The following is a 20768-nucleotide window of genomic DNA, read 5'->3' as shown; positions in this document are numbered from 1 at the left end:
ACGCGGCGGAACTGCGCCGCGTCTGGTGAATGCGCCAGACTAAAAACTTTCACGCGGGGTTCCAAGCAAAAGGTTGTAGCAAAACTTTACACATGGGCCGCCGCGCGGCGCAGGCGATGCCGCATCGGCGCCCGCAATCCGGGCAAGCCCCGATAAAAATTTTCTGCTCTGCTAACGGATCGCGATGCGCACGCGGCCATCCACGCGCATCGGCGCAGGCCCACATGCAACGCCAACCGAAAGATGCGCGCCGCCGCCATCTCGCGTCGCATGCGCGCCGGTCGCGCCTCCCGCATGACATCCGCGCCTGCTAGGCTGCGGTTTCCTGCCCCTTCGAGCTCCTTCACGACGATGCCCGCGCTCACGTCGAACACCTTCGAAATCGTCAAGCTTTGCGTCGGCGTGCTCACGCCGCTGTCGGTCACGGCGCTCGGCTGGCTGATCAGCCGGCGCATCAAGCGCCTCGAACTCGTGCAGTGGACCAACCAGAAGCTGATCGAGAAACGCCTCGCGATCTACGACGAGATCGCGCCGAAGCTCAACGCGCTGCTGTGCTTCTACACGTGGGTGGGCGACTGGAAGGACATCACGCCCGATCAAGTGATCCGCACCAAGCGCGAGCTGGACAAGACCCTGCATGTGTACCGCCACCTGTTCGACGATGCGATCTATCGCGCGTATCACGCGCTGATGCTCGCACTGTTCGACACGCATTCGGGCGCGGGGCACGATGCGCGCATCCGCTCGCTGATCGCCGGCCCGAGCGGCGATCGCGCGCGGCACGCGAGCTACGCATGGCACGCGGCCTGGGCCGAGCGCTTCTCGGCCGGCGCGCCCGAATCGGCCGCCGAAATCCAGCAACGCTATTACACGCTGATGGAGCGCCTGCGCGGCGCGCTCGGGGCGAACAAGTAAGCAGACCGATCGATCGTGGCGGCGAAATTGCCGGAACGCACGCCATCAACGACAAACCCGCCGGGTCCGTGAGGATCGCGGCGGGTCTGCGGTATGCAGCCTGAAGCGGGCCTGAAACCGGCCCGAGCGCTCGATCAGGTCACCGGCGCCGGGTTGAACAGCGTCAGCGCATTCGCGAGCTTCCATTGTTCGGCCCAGGTCTTGCGGCCGCTGGCGACATCGAGCATCAGCTCGAACATCTCCCAGCCCACCTGCTCGATCGTCTTCGCGCCAGTGGCGATGCTGCCGGCGTCGACGTCCATCAGGTCATGCCAGCGGCGCGCCAGATCGCTGCGCGTGGCCACCTTGATCACCGGCACCTGCGCGAGGCCGTACGGCGTGCCGCGGCCCGTGGTGAAGATGTGCAGGTTCATGCCGGCCGCCAGTTGCAGCGTGCCGCAGATGAAATCGCTGGCCGGCGTGGCGGTGTAGAGCAGGCCCTTCTGCCTGGCCCGCTCGCCGGGGCTGACCACGCCCGAGATCGCCGAGCTGCCCGACTTCACGATCGAGCCCATCGCCTTCTCGACGATGTTCGACAGGCCGCCCTTCTTGTTGCCCGGCGTGGTGTTCGCGCTGCGATCCACCCGGCCACGCTCCAGATACGCGTCGTACCAGGCCATTTCGCGGATGATGTCCTGCGCGACCTGCTCGTTGGCGGCACGCGAAGTCAGTTGCGCGACGCCGTCGCGCACTTCCGTGACCTCGGAAAACATGATCGTCGCGCCGGCGCGCACCAGCAGGTCGGCCGCGAAGCCCACCGCCGGGTTCGCGGTCAGGCCCGAGAACGCGTCGCTGCCGCCGCACTGCACGCCTACCACCAGTTCCGACGCCGGCACCGTTTCGCGGCGGCGCAGGTTCAGGCGCGCCAGATGTTGTTCCGCCATCCTGACGATCGAGTCGATCATCGACATGAAGCCGACGTGCGCCGAATCTTGCAGGCACACCACGCCGCCGTTGTCGGGCTTGTCGGCCGCGACCGGAATCGCGCCCGCCGGCAGCAGCCGCTCCGGCTGGAGCTTCTCGCAGCCGAGGCTCACCATCATCACTTCGCCGCCGAAGTTCGGATTCAGGCTGATGTTGCGCAGCGTGCGGATCGGGATTTCCGCGCCCGGCGCATCGATCGCGACGCCGCAGCCGTAGGTGTGTTCGAGGCCGACCACGTCGTCGACATTCGGGTAGCGCGGCAGCAGCTCGCGCTTGATTCGATCGACCGCGAACTCCACCACGCCCGACACGCACTGCACGGTGGTGGTGATCGCCAGGATGTTGCGGGTGCCGACCGAGCCGTCCGCGTTGCGGTAGCCCTCGAACGTATAGCCTTCGAGCGGCGCCTGCTCGGGCGCCTTTTTCGTGGCGAGCGGCAGGTTTTCGAGGCCGGGCGGCTCGGGCATGCGCAGCGTGCGTTCGTTCACCCAGCTTCCGCGCGGCAGATCCTTCGACGCGTAGCCGATCACGACGTTGTAGCGCAGCACCGTATCGCCTTCCTTCAGATCGACCAGCGCGACCTTGTGGCCTTGCGGCACGCCTTCGACGAGCGTCAGGCCGTCGGCAAACTGCGCACCGGTGGGCAGGCCGCCGTCGTTGACCACGATCGCGACGTTGTCGTCCGGGTGGACGCGGATGTACAGGGGAGACTGGGACATCGGGGAAATCCTCGTGCGACTGCCATGAATTAACAGTCATCATACAACACCGGCCGAGCCGGCGGGATTGTGCGTAAACCCTGATGACGAAACGCATGTATACGGGTTGTTACGGGCTTTCGGGCGCTTGCACGAGCCAAAACGATGTTGTACGATGACATACAACGTAACTGTTATTGACCGAATCCGCTCACGCGCACAGGACGACTCCTCATGACCACGCCGCAAGAACTGAAGCAGATCATCTCCGAAGGGCTGCTGTCTTTCCCCGTTACCGATTTCGACGCGCAAGGCAATTTCCGCGCCGATACCTTCGTCGAACGCCTCGAATGGCTCGCTCCGTACGGCGCCTCGGCACTGTTCGTGGCCGGCGGCACGGGTGAATTCTTCTCGCTGACGCAAGCCGACTATTCGAATGTGGTTCGCACTGCCACGGAAACCTGCAAGGGCAAGGTGCCGATCCTGGCCGGCGCCGGCGGCCCGACGCGCGTGGCGATCGAATACGCGAAGGAAGCGCAGCGCCTCGGCGCGAACGGCATCCTGCTGATGCCGCATTACCTGACCGAAGCGTCGCAAGATGGCATTGCGCTGCACGCGGAAGAAGTGTGCAAGGCCGTGCCGGACATCGGCGTGATCATCTACAACCGCGCCAATTCGAAGCTCAACGCCGACATGCTCGAACGCCTGGCCGAGCGTTGCCCGAACCTGATCGGCTTCAAGGACGGCGTGGGCGAGATCGAACCGATGGTCACGATCCGCCGCCGCCTCGGCGAGCGCTTCGCCTACCTCGGCGGCCTGCCGACCGCGGAAGTGTACGCAGCGGCCTACAAGGCGCTGGGCGTGCCGGTGTACTCGTCGGCCGTGTTCAACTTCATCCCGAAGACGGCGATGGATTTCTACCGCGCGATCGCGGCGGACGATCATGAAACGGTCGGCAAGCTGATCGACGATTTCTTCCTGCCGTACCTGAAGATCCGCAACCGCCGTGCAGGCTACGCGGTCAGCATCGTCAAGGCCGGCGCGAAGCTGGTCGGCCACGACGCCGGCCCGGTGCGCGCACCGCTGACGGACCTGACCGAAGAAGAAGTGGCCGAACTCGACGTGCTGATCAAGAAGCTCGGCGCGCAGTAAGCCTCCGGCGCCGGACGCACCGTCGTTCGGCTTCCTGACCAACCCCTCGTGCTGTCGAGCCGAGGGGTTTGCTGCGTTTACGGCGCTCGCAGCGCTGTCCGGCGCGCTCTACAATAGGCGCCGTCCCGATTCCCGACCTGCCCCGCCGTGAGACGCAAAATGCCCGCGCTGAACGCGCTGAAAGCCTTCGAACTGGCCGGCCGCACCGGCAGCTTCACGCGTGCGGCCGAGCTGCTGAACGTCACGCAGAGCGCGGTCAGCCGGCAGGTGCGTCAACTGGAAGGCCAGCTCGGCGAAGCGCTGCTGACGCGCCGCCATCACCAACTCGAACTGACCTCGGCGGGCCGCGTGTTGCTGCATGCGTTGCAGCAGTCGTTCGACAAGATCGAACTGACGGTGCGCGGGCTGCAGGACAAGCAGCACCACAACCGCCTGCGCGTGAACGTGCCGCCCACCTTTGCCGCGCGCTGGCTGATGCCGCGCCTGCCGGGCCTGCGCGAAGCGCATCCGCAATACGAACTGAGCCTGACCACGCGCCTGGCCGACAGCCTCGGCACCTCGCGCCTGCTCGATTGCGCGGTGCGTTTCGGCGATGGGGAATGGGACGGCTTCGAGAACGTGCTGCTGATGCACGAGCAGCACATCGCGGTGTGCGCGCCGGCGCTGTACGCGCGCGTGCAGCACGACGGGCCGATCGACCTCAATCGCTTCACGCTGCTGCACGTGCTGGCGGCCGACGACCAGCGCTACCTGACGTGGCAGCACTGGCTGACGGCGGCCGGCATCGACGGCGTGGATACGCGCGGCGGCTATGAATTCGATCTGCTCGATCACGCGATCCGCGCGGCGATCGACGGCCTCGGCATCACGATCGCGGATCGCCACATGGTGGCGCGCGAGATCGCGGCGGGCCAGTTGATGCAGGTGCTGAACGTGCACATCGATGGCCGGCAGTCCTACTGGTTTGTCACGCGCCCCGAACAATCTCAGGACCCGCACATCGCGCAGTTCCGCGAATGGCTCCAGCACGAAGTCTGGCTGTCCACGCACAACCTGCGGCCGTCCTCGCCGGCCGGGGCGATGCCGGAAGCCTGATCCGGCGCCGGCCCACGCACTGTATTGCGCTGCGCTCAATACGCCTTGTACGGCAGGAACTTGCCCGACAGCACCACGTTATTTACGGGTTTGTCTTTGCCGACCTGTTTATCGCCATCGTTGTTTACAGGATGATCATGAAGATTTGAAAAAAATTCGGGAAAAACGCGCCGGTCGTCGGAATTGAAACTCGGCATACAGTGTGCATATCAGGCCGCACCACTTGCAGCCGAGCTTGGCGGCCTAAGGAAGCGCGCCAATCCACCGTGTAACCAGAACCTACTCGGACGCCTTTCCCCCACCAACACTCGGCACCTGCCGCGCCATGCCCGGCACGCGAGATCCCGATCCCCCTCGCTTCAACCCCAACAAACACACCAGCGAAATCCCCCCCAACGCACTGTAGAACACCGCCAGCGGCCACCACTGCCCCGGCCACGCATGAGCGAGAACCGTGCCGACCAACGGCGTCAGTCCGCCCGCCAGCGCGGCACACGACTGATAAGACAGCGAAATCGCCGAGTAGCGGTAGCGCACGTCGAAAGCCTCGGTCATCAATCCGGCCATCACGGCGTACGAACCCGACATGCACATCACGGCCATCGCGATGCCGACCACGATGGCGATGGGCTTGCCCGTCGATACCAGGATGAACATCGGATACGGCGAAATCATCGCCAGGCCCGCGGCCCAGGCGAGAAACTTCCTTGCCTCGACACGCTGCGCAAGCCATCCCGAGAAAAGCTGGTTGAAGAAGTGGACGAACGCGACGACAAACAGGCAGTCGAGCATCAGCGCACGGCTGATGCCCAGCGTTCCGGTCGCGAAACTGAGCATGAAGGTGTTGCAGAACCATGCCCCCGCGACACCGATCACGTTCGCGCCCAGGCAAAGCAGCACGGTGCGCCACGCGTTGCGCAGCACATCCACGATGGGAAGATTGGCCGGCTTCGCGCGCTCGGCGGCCGCCGCGAATTCGGGCGATTCGGCGACGCCCGAGCGGATGAACACGCCAACCAGCAACAACACCGCACTGAGCAGAAACGGAATGCGCCAGCCCCAATCCATCAACTGTTGCTGCGGCAGATGTCCGACCGTGCGAAACGCGAGCAGCGCGAGAATCAGGCCGGCGGGGCTGCCCAGTTGTGCGAACGACGCCAGGAACGTGCGCCTGGCCGCGGGCGCATGCTCCCCCGCCATCAACACAGCGCCGCCCCACTCGCCGCCGATCGCGACGCCCTGCGCCACGCGCAACAGCACCAGCAGCACGGGTGCCAGCGCGCCGGCCGACGCATAAGTGGGGAGGAAGCCGATACCCACCGTGCCGATCCCCATAATGGCGAGCGTCGCGACGAGCGCCTTCTTTCGTCCGAATCGATCGCCGAGGTGGCCGAACACCAGCCCGCCGAACGGCCGCGCGAAGAAGCCCACGGCGAAGGCGCCGAACGAGGCGAGCGTGCTGTAGAACGGGTCGCCCTGAGGAAAGAACAGCTTGCCGAACACGAGCGCCGAAGCCGTCGCGTAGATATAGAAGTCATACCATTCGATCGTCGTGCCGACGAACGCGGCGAATGCGGCGCGCCGAGGCTGGCGCCTCGGGCCTTCCTGCACGGTGGGTTGCATCGCTTGTCTCCTGATGATTGCCGGTCTGTGCGCCGGTTGGTTCGGATGCCTGATGGCTTCCAGGCGTCAGCCTTTCAACACGCCGGCCTCGAACAGCCGCCGTTGCGTTTCGTCATCGATGCCCAGTTCATCGAGCACCGCGCGCGTATCGCCACCGAGCGCGGGCGGCGCGGTGCGATACGTGGCCGGGGTTCGGGACAGCTTGATCGGCGTGCCGGTGCCACGATACGCGCCGATCTCCACCATCAACTCGCGGTGCAGCGTGTGCGGGTGACGTGCCACGGCATCGACGGTCTGGACCGGCCCGCACGGCACGCCGCCACGAATCAACGCCGTCGCGAGCGCCTCGCAATCGAGCGATTGCATCAGGCGTTCGAGTTCCGCCTTGAGTTCCGCACGATGCGCGCAGCGGCTCCGGTTGTCGGCAAAGCGAACATCCTGTGCAAGCTCCGGCGCATTCAGGTGGCCGACCAGCTTCGCGAACTGACGGTCGTTGCCTACCGCGAGGAAGATCGGCGCGGTCGCGGTTCGATAGCTGTCGTAGGGCGTGATGTTCGGATGCGCATTGCCGCTGCGCTGGGGCGTGCGCCCGTTGCCGAAATAGTTCGGCAGATGCGGATGGAGCAGCGAAACACCGCTGTCGTACAGCGCGATATCGAGCGACTGGCCCCGGCCGCTCTTCTCGCGCTCCGCGAGTGCGAGCAGAATGCCGGCCAGCGCGTTGAGGCCGGTCACCATGTCGACCACCGGCAAGCCGACGCGCAGCGCGGGCCCGTCGGCCTCGCCGTTCACGCTCATCAGCCCCGCCATGGCCTGGATCGCCGCGTCGTAGCCGGGCAGCCCGCCAAGCGGGCCATCCGGCCCGAACCCGGAAATCGCACAGTGAATCAGCTTCGGGAAGCGTTTCGACAGCAGCGGGTAATCCATCCCCCAGCGTTCGAGCGTGCCGGGCTTGAAATTCTCGACCAGCACGTCCGCGCCTTCGAGCAACTGCCAGAGGATATGGCGCCCCGCCTCGCACGACAGATCGACGCAAATGCCCTGCTTGTTGCGATTGACCCCGACGAAATAGGAGGCGGTGTCGCCGACAAACGGTGGCCCCCAGCCGCGCGTCTCGTCGCCGTCCGGCGGTTCCAGCTTGATGACTTGCGCGCCGTGGTCCGCCAGCGCCTGCGTACAGTAAGGACCGCCAAGCACCCGGCTCAGATCGATGACACGCAGGCCCTGAAGCGCACCGGTAACCTGATTCGTACTCATTGCGCACGCTCCTTGTTCGTGGGGATCAGCGACATGGCATCGTCGAGCGCCATCGGCGTTTCGTCGACGAGCTTGCGGAACACACCGGCGTCGGCGCCGGCATTCACGGGCGCCAACGGATCGCGCGGCATGAGCTTGTGCTCGACGACGAGATGGGCGAGCGCCAGCCGGCGGAAATCGCTTCCCATGCGGGCGGCTTCCGTCGCCATGAAGACGGCCGCCGTCGCGTGGTAAACAGCGCTGGCCGCCTCGCGCACGCTTTCATCACGGCCACACTCGGCCACGCTGTCGAGCGCGACGCTGGCGCGACTGAATACGTCGCGCAACAGTTCGATCGACGCCCGGGGCAACGCGGCTTCGTCCAGTTGCGCATTCAGGTAGTGCCCGAGCGATTCGAGCGCGCCTTCGCGACGTGTGGCGCGCGCCACATCGAGCGCAACGATGTTGCTGGTGCCTTCCCAGATGGAGCCCAGGTGGGAATCGCGCACGAGCCGCGGGTCGGCCCACTCTTCGATATAGCCCACGCCGCCGCGCACTTCCATTGCGTCTCCGGTCACCTTTCGCGCGTCGCGACAGGCGCGGAATTTCACCAGCGGCGTGAGGATGCGAACGCACTTGGCGGCGAGCGCGTCGCCCCGGTCGGACTTCGGAAGCAGCGCGGCGATCTGCATGAACATCGAGCGAGCCTGTTCGGCCGGCAGCATCATCTTCAGCAACTGCCGCTGCATCAGCGGCATCTCGACGAGCTTGCGGCCGAACGCCGAGCGATTGCGCGCGACATGCAGCGCCTCGGTGAGCGCGCGACGCATCAGCCCGGCCGCGCGCACGCCGTTCGACAGGCGCGACATGTTGATCATGTCCGCCATCTGATGAAAGCCGCGCCCGACTTCTCCGATCAGGTAGGCCCGCGCGCCGTCGAGCACGATTTCACCGCTGGCCATCGAGCGGCTGCCGAGTTTGTCCTTCAAGCGAACGATGCGATACGTGTTGCGGCTGCCGTCGTCGAGCACCTTCGGCAGCAGGAACAGCGCGAGCCCCTTGATGCCGTCCGGCGCGTCGTCGGGGCGAGCCAGCACCATCGCCAGGTCGGCGTCCGGGTTCGAACAGAACCACTTGTCGCCCGTCAGCGTCCACACTTCGTTGCCGTTCGCGTCCGCGCCTCGCGTTGCGCGCGTCACCGTGCGCCCGGTATCGGAGCCCGCCGCCTGCTCCGTCATGAACATCGCGCCTTGAAACAGCGTGTCGAAATCCTGCGAGGCGAGCATCGGCAGGTAGCGATCGACCAGCGCCGGACTGCCGAACTTGCGCAGCGTGCGGGCGAGCGAATCGGTCATGCTCACCGGGCAGCACAGGCCGAATTCCGCCTGCACGAACAGGAACGTCAGCGCGTACTTGACGAGCGGCGGCGGCGCATCGCTTCGATGGCTCATCGAAGCCAGCCCGAGCTCGCTGTAGGCCACCCGTTCGAGCGCGACATAGGCCGGATGCTTCTCGATACGCTGAAGCGCTTCGCCGCTTCGGGTGCGCTGCATCAATACCGGGGGGTTGTGGTCCGCGCTCGTGGCCCAGGCGTCGAGTTCATCGGAGGCGCGTTGGCCCAGGTCGATCAGACGGGATTCGATGAGGTGGTAGGTCGTGTCGCCCAGGAAGCTCCTGAGCAAAGGGCCGAACGAAGGGTCGCTGGTAAAGAAATTGATGCCGCGGCTGTCGGGGATGTTCGAAGTCGCGGGTTCCTGTCGCGGGTCGGACATGGATCGTCTCCTGAATGATGGCGCGGCGTGTCGGGGCGCCGCTGAAGTGCCATCGAGAGTACGAGCCCACTCGATAAGCGTCCAATACAATTGATGGCATGTGCGATAACACGCATCTATCGTTGGGGAGCGCAAACCGATGGAACTCAGACAACTCCGATACTTCGTTGCCGTCGCCGAAGAACTGCATTTCGGGCGCGCGGCACGCCGGCTGTTCATCTCGCAACCCGCGTTGAGTTTCGATATCAAGCGCTTCGAGGAACAATTGGGCGCGCGGCTGCTGGAGCGCAGCAGCAAGTCGGTGGTGCTGACCAACGCCGGGCAAGTCCTGCTCGCGGAAGCGCAACGGCTGCTGCAACAGGCCGACGAGGCGGCGAAGCTCACCACGCAATCCGCCCACGGGTTGGCGGGCCGCCTGCGAATCGGCTTCGTGAATTCGATGCTCTATCGGGGTTTGCCCGAGGCGGTGGAACGCTTCGAGGCGGCCCACCCCGATGTGGAGATCGCGCTCAAGGAGATGAATACGGCCGAACAGAGCCGGGCGCTTCAGCAGCTTCAGATCGATCTGGGGTTCGCCTACTGGGGCCACTATCCGGCGGAGATCGACACCCAGCTTCTGATGTCGGAGGCGTTTCTGTGCTGCCTGCCGGCCGATCACCCGTTCGCCGGGAAGAAGCGCATCGATCTGCAAGTTCTGCAGAACGAACCGTTCATCCTGTTTCCGCGCGCCGTCTCGCCGCACTATCACGACCAGATCATCGCCACCTGCGTGGATGCCGGATTCAGCCCGACCATCCGGCACGAGGCGCGCCTGTGGCAGACGGTGGTCACGATGGTGGAGTTCGGCATGGGCGTGGCGCTCGTGCCGCAAGCGCTGGCGCGCACGCAATCCCAGCGTGCCGTGTTCATTCGCCTGACGCGCAATCCGTTCTCGTCGCGCATCCTGCGGCTGACGCGCGCGGGCGGCCAGATGGCGCTGATCGACAGCTTCCTCGCGGCGCTCAAGCGGGTTCGCTAGGCATGCGGAGGTTCGAACCCGCGTCAGCGCCGCGCTGCGCGTCGTGCGATTGACGAGCAGCACGCCCAGATGTTTTTCGAGTTCCGCGACGCTGCGCGTCACGACCGAGGCGGATACGCCGAGTTGTTTCGCGGCCTTCGCGAAGCTCATGCACTCGGCAACCTTAACGAAAGTACGGATCGAAGTTAGCTTGTTCACGACGGGTCTGCATCCAGGTTGGCGATTGCAGGCGGTGCCTGCCCGCGCTCAGTTTGGCGGCGCGGGACGCTCCCGATCGTGGCCCGTTCATGACAAAACCGTCATCCGGCCAGATGCCGAATCACAAGGGCCGACGATCCACCTGATAGCGATGCAGACGCAGATGCAACAGCACCAGCGTGCGGCGCGGGCAATGCGCCGCGACCCGCACGAGGCGCTCGGCCGGTGAGGTCAGACGCACATACCCCGAGGCCAGCGCGCCGCGAAACGCGTGCGCGGCACACCAATGCACGAGCAGCACCACCGCGGCGAGATAGACCACCGCCGCGCAATGGAACGGCATCGAGGTGAACGCGCGATCGGGCACATGGAACACGTCCATCAGCAGCAACACGATCAGTTGCGCCAACATCGCCGCGACGGCGGCGATCAGCACATTGGCGCGCCATGCGTCACGCATCGCGAGACACTCCCTCGGCGATGCCGAAGCCGAACGCGAAACCGGTTGCAATCGGGAACATGGGATGAGCGGCGGCGAGGCCGAGCCGCTTCGAGGATAAAGACGCCCGATCGTATCGACGGCGACCTGAAGGAAGGCTTAAGGCAGGCAATCGAACGCCTCATGTGCGGGCGGAAAACGCGGAAATCTCGGAAGGGTTTGCAATTCGATTACCAATTGATTCGGAAACCTGACAGATCCTTAATTTTCAAAAGCGGATAAAGAACGCGCAGGCATCGCCGATAACGCAGAGGTTGTTTACCCATTGCCCCATAGCCCCATTCCCCTCGCACGAGGCACCCAAGGCGCCCGCACCATGACCACCGCATCCTCGTTGACGGCATTCCCCGGGCTGGCGCCCACCTTGCTGCCCGACACCACGGCCAACACGAAGCCGGCAACGCTCGCCGTTTCGCCGCAGCCCTCCACGATCGTCACGATTCCGTCGGCGCTCGGCGCCGCCGCCGTTGTCTACACGCCGCAAGGCACGCTCGCCAACGCGACCGCGCCGGCCTTGACCTGGTCGCAAGGCGGTTCCGATCCGGTCACGCAAACCATGGCCGCCAATTACGCCTATTCGCAATCGATCGCCGGCCAGTTGAACGGCCTGGGAAGCGCGCTGCTCGACCGCTTCAAGACCACCGGCGACGACTATTCGCAATCGGTCAGCCTGACATCGGCCAGCGCCGCGAGCCAGCTCGTGCCCGCCTCCACGGGGCCGCAGGCCAACGTCGCGCTGACCGTGAAAACCGCGAGCGGTGTCGAGGTCGACATCACGCTCGACAGCGGCGGCGGCACGCTCGGCGCGAACATCCGCAGCAGCGGCCCGCTGAGCGACAGCGAACGCACCGCGCTGGCCAAACTGGCCGACGGCTTCCAGAAGGCGATCGACGGCCTCGACGCCGTGCCGCCCAAGCTCGATTTGAGCAGCTTGATGCAGGGCGATGCATCGGTGCTGTCGTCGGTGAAGTTGCAATTCAGCGTGATCGGCGACGGCGCGAACGATCTCTCCGCCACGTTCTCGACGAGCAGCACGGCCCGCAGCCTGAGCCTGTCCGGGGCGGTGGGCACCCTGAGCGTGAACGTCGACATGAGCAATGCCGCGCTATGGGGCAGCGATGCGCAGCGCAGCCAGGCGATTGCGAGCTACCTGAAGCAGATCGACAACGCGACGGCGCAAGGCCACGGCAACGCGGCGCTGACGGGGCTGTTCGAGGACGCGTTCACGCAGTTGAACAGCAATTACGGCACGTCGTCGCAGCAACTGGTGGGCACCGGCTATGCGCCGTGGCTCGCCCAGGCCGATCACGCCATGCTGACGGGCCTGGCCGACTTCAGCGCGTCGATGGCCGACACGCCGGTATCGTCGAACCCGCTGCGCCTCGACGAAACGGACGCGATGTCCTATCAGTTCTCCCAAACAACCAGCACCGCGGGCAGTCTGCTCAAGGGCTCGATCTCGCAGCATCAGCAATCGCACCTGCGCGCCGCTTATCACCAGACGGTCACGGGCACCGGCACGCCCAAGCTGACCACGTCGCTCCTGTCGCAGAGCTACCGATATCTGCAGATCAGCGCCGACACCGACAGCACGATGCAACTCGCAACCGAGAAGGGGCGAGTGCTCGATGCGTCGTTGAGCCAGTCGGCCAGTCAATCGACGCGTCAGACGGAATACTTGCGGGGCAATCTGGTGTCGGACGTCACGACGCCGGCGAGCGCGTCGCAGTCGAAGGATCTGCTGGCGCTGTTGAAGCCGTTGCTGGAGAACGGCGACGCGGAGAAGAACAGCGCCGACTGGCAGCAGACGCTGGCGGGGATTCATGGCCTGATCTTGCAGGGGGTGGCGCTACCGTCCACGTCCACGGCGACCGCGGCGGTTTGACTTCCGATCCGCCGCCGGAGAGGGCGCGTAGCTGACCGTTCTCGCTCGCGTTACCGCCTGGGTTCGGTCAGCGCCTGCAACGATGGAATTTTTCGCGCGAGGGTATTGCGCAGGCCCTCGGCGCGCAGCAGGAAGGCGTGCGGATTCTCTCCGCGGTGAAAGGCGAACATCAGCCCCAGTGCGCCGATGGTGTTTTCTGCGCGTCTTCGAACGGCAGGAGTACGCCGACCCGTTCGACCAGAACACCATCGCGCGCGAAGCGAGGCCACGGCATCATCCCGGGAAGTCACCACGTATCGAATTGAAAGCGTCTCCCGGCCGCATGTCGAAAATCATCCTTATTTACCAAAGCCTTACGTGAATATTTCGGCCTCCATGACATTTCACGAGTCGCCCCGCCCCTCCCCCACTAACATTCCTTTTTCTCAAGTTAGACGATAAAAATCGTCGCTTGCCGCGCCCACCACGCATGACAACAATTCACCTGCCAGGAACAGGAGGAGCGTTGTCATGCGTGACGAACACAATTACATCAATGGCCGGTTCGTGGATTCGGCCGAAGCCGGCTTCATCGCCGTGACCGACCCGGCCACCGGCGAATCGATCGGCCGCGTGCGCGCCGCCTCGGCCGCCGACGCCGTCGCCGCCGTCAATGCCGCCGCCGCCGCGCAACGCGCCTGGCGCCGGCAACCGGCCGCCGAACGCGCCGAGGCGCTGCGCCGCTTCGCCGACGCGATCACCGAACGCGCGCCGCAGATCGGCGCGGCGCTCGCGCTCGAATCGGGCAAGAGCGTCAGCGACGCCACCAACGAAGCGCGCTACGCCGCCGAGATCACCCGCTATCACGCCGAATGGGCGCGCCGCATCGAAGGCGAGATCATCCCGAGCGATTCCCCGAACGAAAACCTGTTCCTGCACCGCGAGCCGATCGGCGTGGTCGCGGCGCTGATCCCGTTCAACTATCCGATCTACACGCTGATGCGCAAGATCGCGCCGGCGCTGATCGCGGGCAACGCGGTGGTGGTGCGCCCGAGCAACCACACGCCGTGCTCGGCGTTCGAAGTGGCGCGCGCCGCCGACGCGGCGGGCCTGCCTGCCGGCCTCGTCAACATCCTCGCGATGAACCACGACACGGCCGCCGTGCTGTGCACGCAGGCGCAGGTCGGCATGATCACGCTGACGGGCAGCGTCGGCGCGGGCCGCACCGTGCTCGAATACTGCAAGACGAACATCGCCAAGCCGTCGCTCGAACTGGGCGGCAAGACGCCGGCCATCATCGAGCCGGACGCGAACCTGGAACAAGCCGCCGCCGCGCTGGTCGCCTCCAAAACCACCCACTGCGGCCAGCTCTGCACGGCGATCGAGCGCGTGTACGTGCATGAAAGCGTGCACGACCGCTTCGTCGCGCTGCTGCGCGAGAAGATGGCCGCCGTGACGATCGGCGACCGCCGCGACGACCCGGCCCGCATGGGGCCGCTCGCCAACGCCGCCGCGCAACAACGCGTGCACGCGATGGTCGAGCGCGCGGTGGCCGAGGGCGCGACGCTCGAAACCGGCGGCACGCTGCCGGCCGGCCCGGGCTTCTTCTATCCGGCCACGCTTCTGACGAACTGCCGCCAGGACATGGAAATCGTGCGCGAGGAAAGCTTCGGCCCGGTCATGCCGGTGCTGCGCTACCGCGACCTGGACGAAGCGATCGCGCTGGCGAACGACCATCAGTACGGGCTGTCGTCGGTGCTCTACACCGAGAACTACCGCGTCGCGCAGCGCGTGGCGAACGCCATCGAAGCGGGCGAACTCTACGTCAACCGCACCCCGGCCGATCCGTACCAGGGCTACCACGCCGGTTGGAAGCGCTCGGGCCTCGGCGGCGACGACGGCAAGCACGGCATGCTCGAATTCACCCAGACCCGCCTCGTCGTCATGCACTACTGACGATGCGGCACCCATGGGCGGCGCGCGCCTGACACGCGCGCCGCCCCACTACAACCTCGACAACACAACAATATTCGGAGACAGCCGCCACAGCCGGCCGCCGTCTTCTCAGGAGAACTGACCATGTCGGCGCACACCCCCACTTCCGCCGCGGCGCTTGCCGCGGCCCCGTCCGAGAGCGCGAGCCGCGCGCAACGCTATACCCAGTTGCTGCTGCTGGTGGCGGCCGCCGGCGCGATCTACCCGATGCTGTACCTGCGGCAGGTGTATCAGCCGACGATGCTCACGTTCTTCCATATCGACGACGTGCAGCTCGGCCTGCTCTATTCCTCGCTCGGCACGCTGTTCCTGATCAGCTACCTGCCGAGCGGCTGGCTGGCCGACCGCATCTCGCCGCGCTACCTGATCTGCTTCTCGTTGATCGGCACCGGCGCGCTGGGCTTCGTCTACGCCACCGCGCCGGCCTTCACGACGCTGATGATGGTGTTCGGCGGCTGGGGCATCACCACCGGCCTGACGTTCTGGGCGGCGGTGATCAAGCGCGTCAACATGATCGCGGGCGCCAGCGAGCAAGGCCGCTTCTTCGGCCTGCTCGACGGCGGCCGCGGGCTGGTGGAGGCGCTGCTCGCCACCATCGCGATCTCGATCTTCGCGTACGTCACGCGCCATCACGACGGCACCGACGCGAGCGGCTTCAAGCTGGTCGTGCACATGTATGCGGTGATCTGCATCGTGCTGGGCGTGGCGATCGGCTTCGTGCGCGATCCGCGCTCGACGCAGGCATCCGGCGGCGCCACGGCCCGCCCGGGCGCGCTGCTGGCCGACCTGCGCACGCTGGCCTCGAACCCGTCGCTGTGGCTGGTGGCGGCGATCGTGTTCTGCGGCTATCAGGTGTTCTGGGCCACCTACAGCTTCTCGGCCTACCTGCATGAAGGCGGCTTCGGCCTGAGCACCACGGCGGCCGGCTTCATCACCACGCTCAAGCTGTGGATGCGCCCGGTGGGCGGCATCGGCGGCGGCTACCTCGGCGACCGCCTGTCGCGCGTCTCGGTGCTGGCCGGCGCGCTGGTGCTGGCCGCGCTGTCGCTGGTCGGCCTCGCGGTGGTGCCGGCTGCCACGCCGCAGTTGCTGCTCGTGGTGCTGGTGCTGTTCATCGGCATCCTGACTTACGCGGTGCGCGGCCTGTACTGGTCGCTGCTCGACGACTGCCGCGTGCCGGCCCACTGCTCGGGCCTCGCGATCGGCCTGATCTCGGTGCTCGGCTACTCGCCGGACGTGTTCGTCCCGCTCATCAACGGTTATGCGACCCAGAACTTCCCGGGCGCCACCGGCTATCAGCTCTACTTCGGCTATATCGCCGCCGTGGCCCTCGTGGGTGCGGGCGCGGCGGTGATGCTCAAGCGCCGTCTCTCTGCTCAGAAGGAATCCTGATGAAAATCGTCTCACTCGAAACGTTCAGCGTGGCGGTCCCCCGCCGCACGTCGGCGGCATGTACTGGCTGTTCGTCAAGCTCAAGACCGACGACGGCATCGAAGGCGTCGGCGAGATCTACGCGGCCACCTTCCATCCCGACGTGATGATCCCCGCGATCCGCGACGTCTTCGAGCGCCATCTGCTCGACCACGATCCGCACCATGTGGAGCGCTTCTTCCGCGCCTGCTATTCGAGCGGCTTCACGCAGCGCCCCGACCTGACCATGATGGGGATCGCGAGCGGCCTGGAGATGGCGTGCTGGGACATCATCGGCAAGGCCGCCGGCAAACCCGTGTATGAACTGCTCGGCGGCAAGATCCACGAACGGCTGCGTTCGTACACCTATCTGTATCCGAAGAACGCGCAGGGCGAGTACGACTACGACGACCCCGATCTCGCCGCCGAATGCGCGGCCGAGAACGTCAAGCGCGGCTTCACGGCCGTCAAGTTCGATCCGGCCGGCCCGTACACGGCGTATTCGGGCCACCAGCTCTCGCTGGCGGTGCTTGATCGCTGCGAGACGTTCTGCCGGAAGATTCGCGAGGCGGTGGGCAGCAAGGCCGACCTGCTGTTCGGCACGCACGGCCAGATGGTGCCGTCGTCGGCGATCCGGCTCGCGCAGCGGCTGGAGAAATACGATCCGCTGTGGTTCGAGGAGCCGGTGCCGCCGGGCCAGGAAGAGGCGATCGCCGAAGTGGCGCGTCACACCTCGATCCCGATCGCCACCGGCGAGCGCCTGACCACCAAGTACGAATTCCACAAGCTGCTGCAGGCCGGCGGCGCGTCGATCCTGCAAATGAACGTGGGGCGCGTGGGCGGCCTGCTCGAAGCGAAGAAGATCGCGACGCTGGCCGAGGTGCATTACGCGCAGATCGCGCCGCATCTGTACAACGGCCCGGTCGGCGCGGCCGCGAGCATCCAGCTCGCCGCCTGCACGCCGAATTTCCTGATCCAGGAAAGCATCATGACCTGGGGCGGCTTCCACTCGGAGGTCGTCAAGACGCCGATCCGCTGGGAAGACGGCTACATCATCCCGTCGAACGAGCCGGGCCTCGGCATCGAGCTGAACATGGACGTGGTGCGCGCGCACACGCCGTACACGGGCCAGCGCCTGCATCTGCAGATGGCCGCCCAACCCGCCGACGTCAACGATTACTCGCCGGCCAAGGGCTGAAGCCCGCCGCGCGCAGAAGCAGGAATCAAGACATGGAATACGACTACATCATCGTCGGGTCCGGCTCGGCCGGTTCGATCCTCGCCGACCGGCTCAGCGCCGACGGCCGCCACACGGTGCTCGTGCTCGAGGCCGGCCCGCGCGATGCTTCGCCCTGGTTCAAGGTGCCGGTGGGTTTCACCAAGACCTACTACAACCGCAAGTACAACTACATGTACTACAGCGAACCCGAGCCGGCGCTGGGCGGGCGCGAGCTGTATTGCCCGCGCGGCAAGGTGGTGGGCGGCTCGGGCGCGATCAACGCGCTGGTTTACGTGCGCGGCCAGCGCATCGACTACGACGACTGGGCGAAGGCCAGCGGCGACAGCGGCTGGTCCTACGACAGCGTGATGCCCTACTTCCGCCGCCTCGAAACGCACCCGCTCGGCGCCAGCGCGCCGCAATGGCACGGCAGCGAAGGCAAGATCCACATCACGCCGATGACGGACGACGTGCACCCGATCGTCCACCAGTTCCTGGCCGGCTGCCGCGAACTGGGCATGCCGAGCACGGCCGACATGAACGGCGCGCACTTCGAGGGCGCCGGCATCTACGAACTGAACACCAGGCGCGGCGAGCGCTGTTCGGCCGGCGTGGCCTACCTGCATCCGGCGCTGTCGCGGCCGAACCTGACCTTGGTCAGCGAAGCGCTGGCGCGCCGCGTCAGCTTCGACGGCAAGCGCGCGACCGGCGTGGCGTACGCGCACGAAGGCCGCGAGCAGCACGCCGTGGCGCGCCGCGAGGTGATCCTCTGCGCCGGCGCGGTGGATACGCCGAAGCTGCTGCAACTGTCGGGCGTGGGCGACCCGGTAAGGCTCGCCAAGCACGGCATCCCGGTGGTGCACGCACTGCCGGCGGTCGGCCGGAACCTGCAGGACCACCTGTGCGTGAGCTTCTACTTCAAGGCCAACCGGCCGACGCTCAACGACGAGATGGGCACGCTGTTCGGCAAGATGAAGATCGGCCTGCGCTACCTGCTGCAAAAGCGCGGCCCGCTCGCGATGAGCGTGAACCAGGCCGGCGGCTTCTTCCGTGGCGACGGCGGCGAGAGCGAGCCGAACCTCCAGCTCTATTTCAATCCGCTGTCCTACCGGATTCCGAAGAGCAACCGCGCCAGCATCAAGCCCGAACCGTATTCAGGGTTCCTGATCGCCTTCAACCCGTGCCGCCCCACCAGCCGTGGCTCGATCGAACTGGCCTCGGGCCGCGCCGAGGATGCCGCGAAGATCCGCATCAACGCGCTCGATACCGAGAAGGACCTGGCCGAAGCCGTGCAGGGCAGCAAGCTGATCCGCAAGCTGATGAGGGCGCCGTCGCTGCGCGCGATGACGATCGAGGAGATCTCGCCCGGCCCGGCCGTGCAGAGCGACGAGGATTTCCTTCAGTACTTCCGCGAGCAATCCGGCTCGATCTACCACCTGTGCGGCTCGTGCACGATGGGCCCGGACCCGGCCACCGCCGTGGTGGACGCCCGCCTCAAGGTGCACGGCCTCGACGCGCTGCGCGTGGTGGACGCCTCGGTGTTCCCGAACATCACCTCGGGCAACATCAACGCCCCGACCATGATGGTCGCCGAGAAAGGCGCGGACCTGATCCTCGACGACGCCCGCGCGGCGCCCGCCGCGCAAGCCGCATCGGGCACGGCCAGCCCCCGCGCCACCGCGATGGCCGGCTGACACCCCGCTTCAACGTTTTTCCCGCCCGCCCCCAGGAGACACCCGTGCACGCCGCGATCGCGGCGCGCACGGCAGCGGGCGACCGATTGCCGGCACGCGGCCTCGCCCGCCGCGCGCCGGCCTGACCGCGAGCGCCGGTTCCATGGCCGGCGCCCGCATCGCACCCCGGCCCGGGCTTCCCGGCCCTTATCGAACGACAACAGACAAAACGATTCGGAGATCCAAATGAAAAAGCGCATCGCGGCACTCGCCGTCATGGCGGCCGTCGCCACCCCGGCATTCGCGCAGAGCAGCGTCACGCTGTACGGCGTGATCGACGAGGGGCTCAACTACACCAACAACATCGGCGGCAAGGGCGGCGCGCTCGAAATGGCCAGCGGCTATGCGCAGGGCAGCCGCTGGGGGCTGAGGGGCAACGAGGATCTGGGCGGCGGGCTGTCGGCCGTGTTCCAGCTCGAAAACGGCTTCGACGCCAGCTCGGGCAAGGCGCAGGAAGGCGGCCGCATGTTCGGCCGGCAAGCCTACGTGGGCCTGCAGGACAAGCGCCTCGGCACGGTGACGCTCGGCCGTCAGTACGATTCGGTGGTCGACTACTTCGCGCCGACCACGGCCAACGGCAACTGGGCCGGCTACCTGTTCTCGCATCCGTACGACAACGACAACACCGACAACTCGTTCCGCCTCGACAACGCCGTCAAGTACGCCAGCCCCGACTTCAACGGCCTGCGCTTCGGCGGCGCGTACGCGTTCAGCAACGACACCGGCTTCGCGAACGACCGCACCTGGAGCGTCGGCGCGCAATACACGCGCGGCGGCCTGCTGGTGGCGGCGGCCTATTTGCAGGCGAACCATCCGGGCGCGACGGCGGCCGGCGCGATCGCCAGCAACGACGCGAGCTTCCTGGCCGAGCGCATGCGCATCTTCGGGGTGGGCGTGAACTACACGTTCGGCATCGCCACCGTGGGCTTCGCGTACTCGAACACGAACTACAAGAACCCCACCGGCAACATCTATCTGGGCTCGCCGGCCGCGATCGTCGCGCCGGGCACCACGCTCAACGCGCTGAAATACCAGAACTTCGAACTGAACGGCATGCTGCAACTGAGCCAGTCGTTCTTCGTCGGCGCGGAATACGTGCTGTCGCTCGAAAAATACGATTCGTCGGCGCAGAACGTCAGCCCGAAGATCCACACGATCGGGCTGATGGCCGACTACAACCTGTCGAAGCGCACCGACATCTACCTGCAAGGCGCGCTGTCGAAGGTGACGGGCAACCGCACGAACTCGATCCTCGATTCGGGCTTCGTGCTCGGCACCGACGGCCCCGCCTCGACGTCGAACCAGGTGGCCGTGCGGCTCGCGCTGCGTCACAAGTTCTGACCCGGCCCGCGCCCGCGCGACGCCCGAGCCGGGCGGC

At 66.2% G+C, this 20768-nt stretch carries 14 protein-coding genes and 2 pseudogenes; 10 read left to right on the top strand and 6 right to left on the bottom strand.

What is annotated here, in order from left to right; all coding sequences use genetic code 11:
* The first annotated feature begins 351 nt into the window (after positions 1–351).
* A complete protein-coding gene (locus AB4850_RS02470; protein ID WP_414441036.1) occupies positions 352–915 on the top strand; it encodes a hypothetical protein in 564 nt (187 codons plus the stop codon).
* 134 nt (positions 916–1049) lie between these two features.
* On the opposite strand, the gene garD is transcribed toward AB4850_RS02470, so the two are convergent.
* The gene (gene garD, locus AB4850_RS02465) at positions 1050–2597 is read right to left on the bottom strand and encodes a galactarate dehydratase (protein ID WP_414441035.1); all 1548 of its coding nucleotides are present in this window, start codon (positions 2595–2597) and stop codon (positions 1050–1052) included.
* Between the two features lie 213 nt (positions 2598–2810).
* On the opposite strand from garD, the gene kdgD reads away from it, so the two are divergent.
* Both kdgD and AB4850_RS02455 read left to right on the top strand, forming a co-directional pair.
* On the top strand, positions 2811–3728 hold the full coding sequence (gene kdgD, locus AB4850_RS02460) for a 5-dehydro-4-deoxyglucarate dehydratase (RefSeq protein ID WP_414441034.1): 918 nt from the start codon (positions 2811–2813) through the stop codon (positions 3726–3728).
* A gap of 159 nt (positions 3729–3887) precedes the next feature.
* Positions 3888–4823, top strand: a complete 936-nt coding sequence (locus tag AB4850_RS02455) for a LysR substrate-binding domain-containing protein (protein WP_414441033.1) — start codon at positions 3888–3890, stop codon at positions 4821–4823.
* Positions 4824–5102: 279 nt separating this feature from the next.
* Here the strand turns inward: AB4850_RS02455 and AB4850_RS02450 are convergent, their stop codons facing one another.
* From AB4850_RS02450 to AB4850_RS02440, 3 genes are all read right to left on the bottom strand, one after another.
* The gene (locus AB4850_RS02450; RefSeq protein WP_414441032.1) at positions 5103–6446 is read right to left on the bottom strand and encodes an MFS transporter; all 1344 of its coding nucleotides are present in this window, start codon (positions 6444–6446) and stop codon (positions 5103–5105) included.
* A 66-nt stretch (positions 6447–6512) separates the two neighbouring features.
* Positions 6513–7703 (bottom strand): CaiB/BaiF CoA transferase family protein, encoded by a 1191-nt coding sequence (locus AB4850_RS02445; RefSeq protein WP_414441031.1) that lies wholly within the window; start codon positions 7701–7703, stop codon positions 6513–6515.
* Entirely contained in the window at positions 7700–9454 is a 1755-nt protein-coding gene (locus tag AB4850_RS02440) for an acyl-CoA dehydrogenase family protein (protein ID WP_414441030.1), read from the bottom strand. Before AB4850_RS02440 ends, AB4850_RS02445 begins: the two co-directional genes overlap by 4 nt.
* Positions 9455–9593: 139 nt before the next feature.
* Between AB4850_RS02440 and AB4850_RS02435 the strand changes: the two genes are divergently transcribed.
* Positions 9594–10472: a LysR family transcriptional regulator gene (locus tag AB4850_RS02435; protein ID WP_414441029.1), complete on the top strand. Its 879-nt coding sequence runs from the start codon at positions 9594–9596 to the stop codon at positions 10470–10472.
* A 30-nt stretch (positions 10473–10502) separates the two neighbouring features.
* Here the strand turns inward: AB4850_RS02435 and AB4850_RS02430 are convergent.
* Positions 10503–10670 (bottom strand): annotated as a pseudogene (locus AB4850_RS02430) (LysR family transcriptional regulator); the annotation flags it as partial.
* Between the two features lie 121 nt (positions 10671–10791).
* Entirely contained in the window at positions 10792–11130 is a 339-nt protein-coding gene (locus AB4850_RS02425; RefSeq protein ID WP_414441028.1) for a hypothetical protein, read from the bottom strand.
* 355 nt (positions 11131–11485) lie between these two features.
* Here AB4850_RS02425 and AB4850_RS02420 point away from each other — a divergent pair, with 355 nt between their 5' ends.
* From AB4850_RS02420 to AB4850_RS02395, 6 genes and pseudogenes are all read left to right on the top strand, one after another.
* Positions 11486–13054, top strand: a complete 1569-nt coding sequence (locus tag AB4850_RS02420) for a hypothetical protein (protein WP_414441027.1) — start codon at positions 11486–11488, stop codon at positions 13052–13054.
* Positions 13055–13564: 510 nt separating this feature from the next.
* The gene (gene aldA, locus AB4850_RS02415) at positions 13565–14989 is read left to right on the top strand and encodes an aldehyde dehydrogenase (protein WP_414441026.1); all 1425 of its coding nucleotides are present in this window, start codon (positions 13565–13567) and stop codon (positions 14987–14989) included.
* Between the two features lie 123 nt (positions 14990–15112).
* On the top strand, positions 15113–16420 hold the full coding sequence (locus tag AB4850_RS02410) for an MFS transporter (protein ID WP_414441025.1): 1308 nt from the start codon (positions 15113–15115) through the stop codon (positions 16418–16420).
* Positions 16420–17636: pseudogene (locus AB4850_RS02405) on the top strand (mandelate racemase/muconate lactonizing enzyme family protein). Before AB4850_RS02410 ends, AB4850_RS02405 begins: the two are co-directional and overlap by 1 nt.
* A 32-nt stretch (positions 17637–17668) precedes the next feature.
* Entirely contained in the window at positions 17669–19351 is a 1683-nt protein-coding gene (locus AB4850_RS02400) for a GMC family oxidoreductase (protein WP_414441024.1), read from the top strand.
* A gap of 225 nt (positions 19352–19576) precedes the next feature.
* Positions 19577–20731, top strand: a complete 1155-nt coding sequence (locus AB4850_RS02395) for a porin (protein WP_414441023.1) — start codon at positions 19577–19579, stop codon at positions 20729–20731.
* Positions 20732–20768: the final 37 nt, after the last annotated feature.

It is taken from the genome of Burkholderia sp. 22PA0106 (genome assembly GCF_047497155.1).
Classification (GTDB): domain Bacteria; phylum Pseudomonadota; class Gammaproteobacteria; order Burkholderiales; family Burkholderiaceae; genus Burkholderia.
This window is presented reverse-complemented; position numbering and strand designations above follow the sequence as displayed.

Coding starts and splice junctions, on each gene's coding strand:
- AB4850_RS02395 (WP_414441023.1), top strand. CDS start 19,577: ATGAAAAAGCGCATCGCGGCACTCGCCGTCATGGCGGCCGTCGCCACC.
- AB4850_RS02450 (WP_414441032.1), bottom strand. CDS start 6,446: ATGCAACCCACCGTGCAGGAAGGCCCGAGGCGCCAGCCTCGGCGCGCC.
- AB4850_RS02435 (WP_414441029.1), top strand. CDS start 9,594: ATGGAACTCAGACAACTCCGATACTTCGTTGCCGTCGCCGAAGAACTG.
- AB4850_RS02470 (WP_414441036.1), top strand. CDS start 352: ATGCCCGCGCTCACGTCGAACACCTTCGAAATCGTCAAGCTTTGCGTC.
- kdgD (WP_414441034.1), top strand. CDS start 2,811: ATGACCACGCCGCAAGAACTGAAGCAGATCATCTCCGAAGGGCTGCTG.
- AB4850_RS02445 (WP_414441031.1), bottom strand. CDS start 7,703: ATGAGTACGAATCAGGTTACCGGTGCGCTTCAGGGCCTGCGTGTCATC.
- AB4850_RS02420 (WP_414441027.1), top strand. CDS start 11,486: ATGACCACCGCATCCTCGTTGACGGCATTCCCCGGGCTGGCGCCCACC.
- AB4850_RS02455 (WP_414441033.1), top strand. CDS start 3,888: ATGCCCGCGCTGAACGCGCTGAAAGCCTTCGAACTGGCCGGCCGCACC.
- AB4850_RS02410 (WP_414441025.1), top strand. CDS start 15,113: ATGTCGGCGCACACCCCCACTTCCGCCGCGGCGCTTGCCGCGGCCCCG.
- aldA (WP_414441026.1), top strand. CDS start 13,565: ATGCGTGACGAACACAATTACATCAATGGCCGGTTCGTGGATTCGGCC.
- AB4850_RS02440 (WP_414441030.1), bottom strand. CDS start 9,454: ATGTCCGACCCGCGACAGGAACCCGCGACTTCGAACATCCCCGACAGC.
- garD (WP_414441035.1), bottom strand. CDS start 2,597: ATGTCCCAGTCTCCCCTGTACATCCGCGTCCACCCGGACGACAACGTC.
- AB4850_RS02400 (WP_414441024.1), top strand. CDS start 17,669: ATGGAATACGACTACATCATCGTCGGGTCCGGCTCGGCCGGTTCGATC.
- AB4850_RS02425 (WP_414441028.1), bottom strand. CDS start 11,130: ATGCGTGACGCATGGCGCGCCAATGTGCTGATCGCCGCCGTCGCGGCG.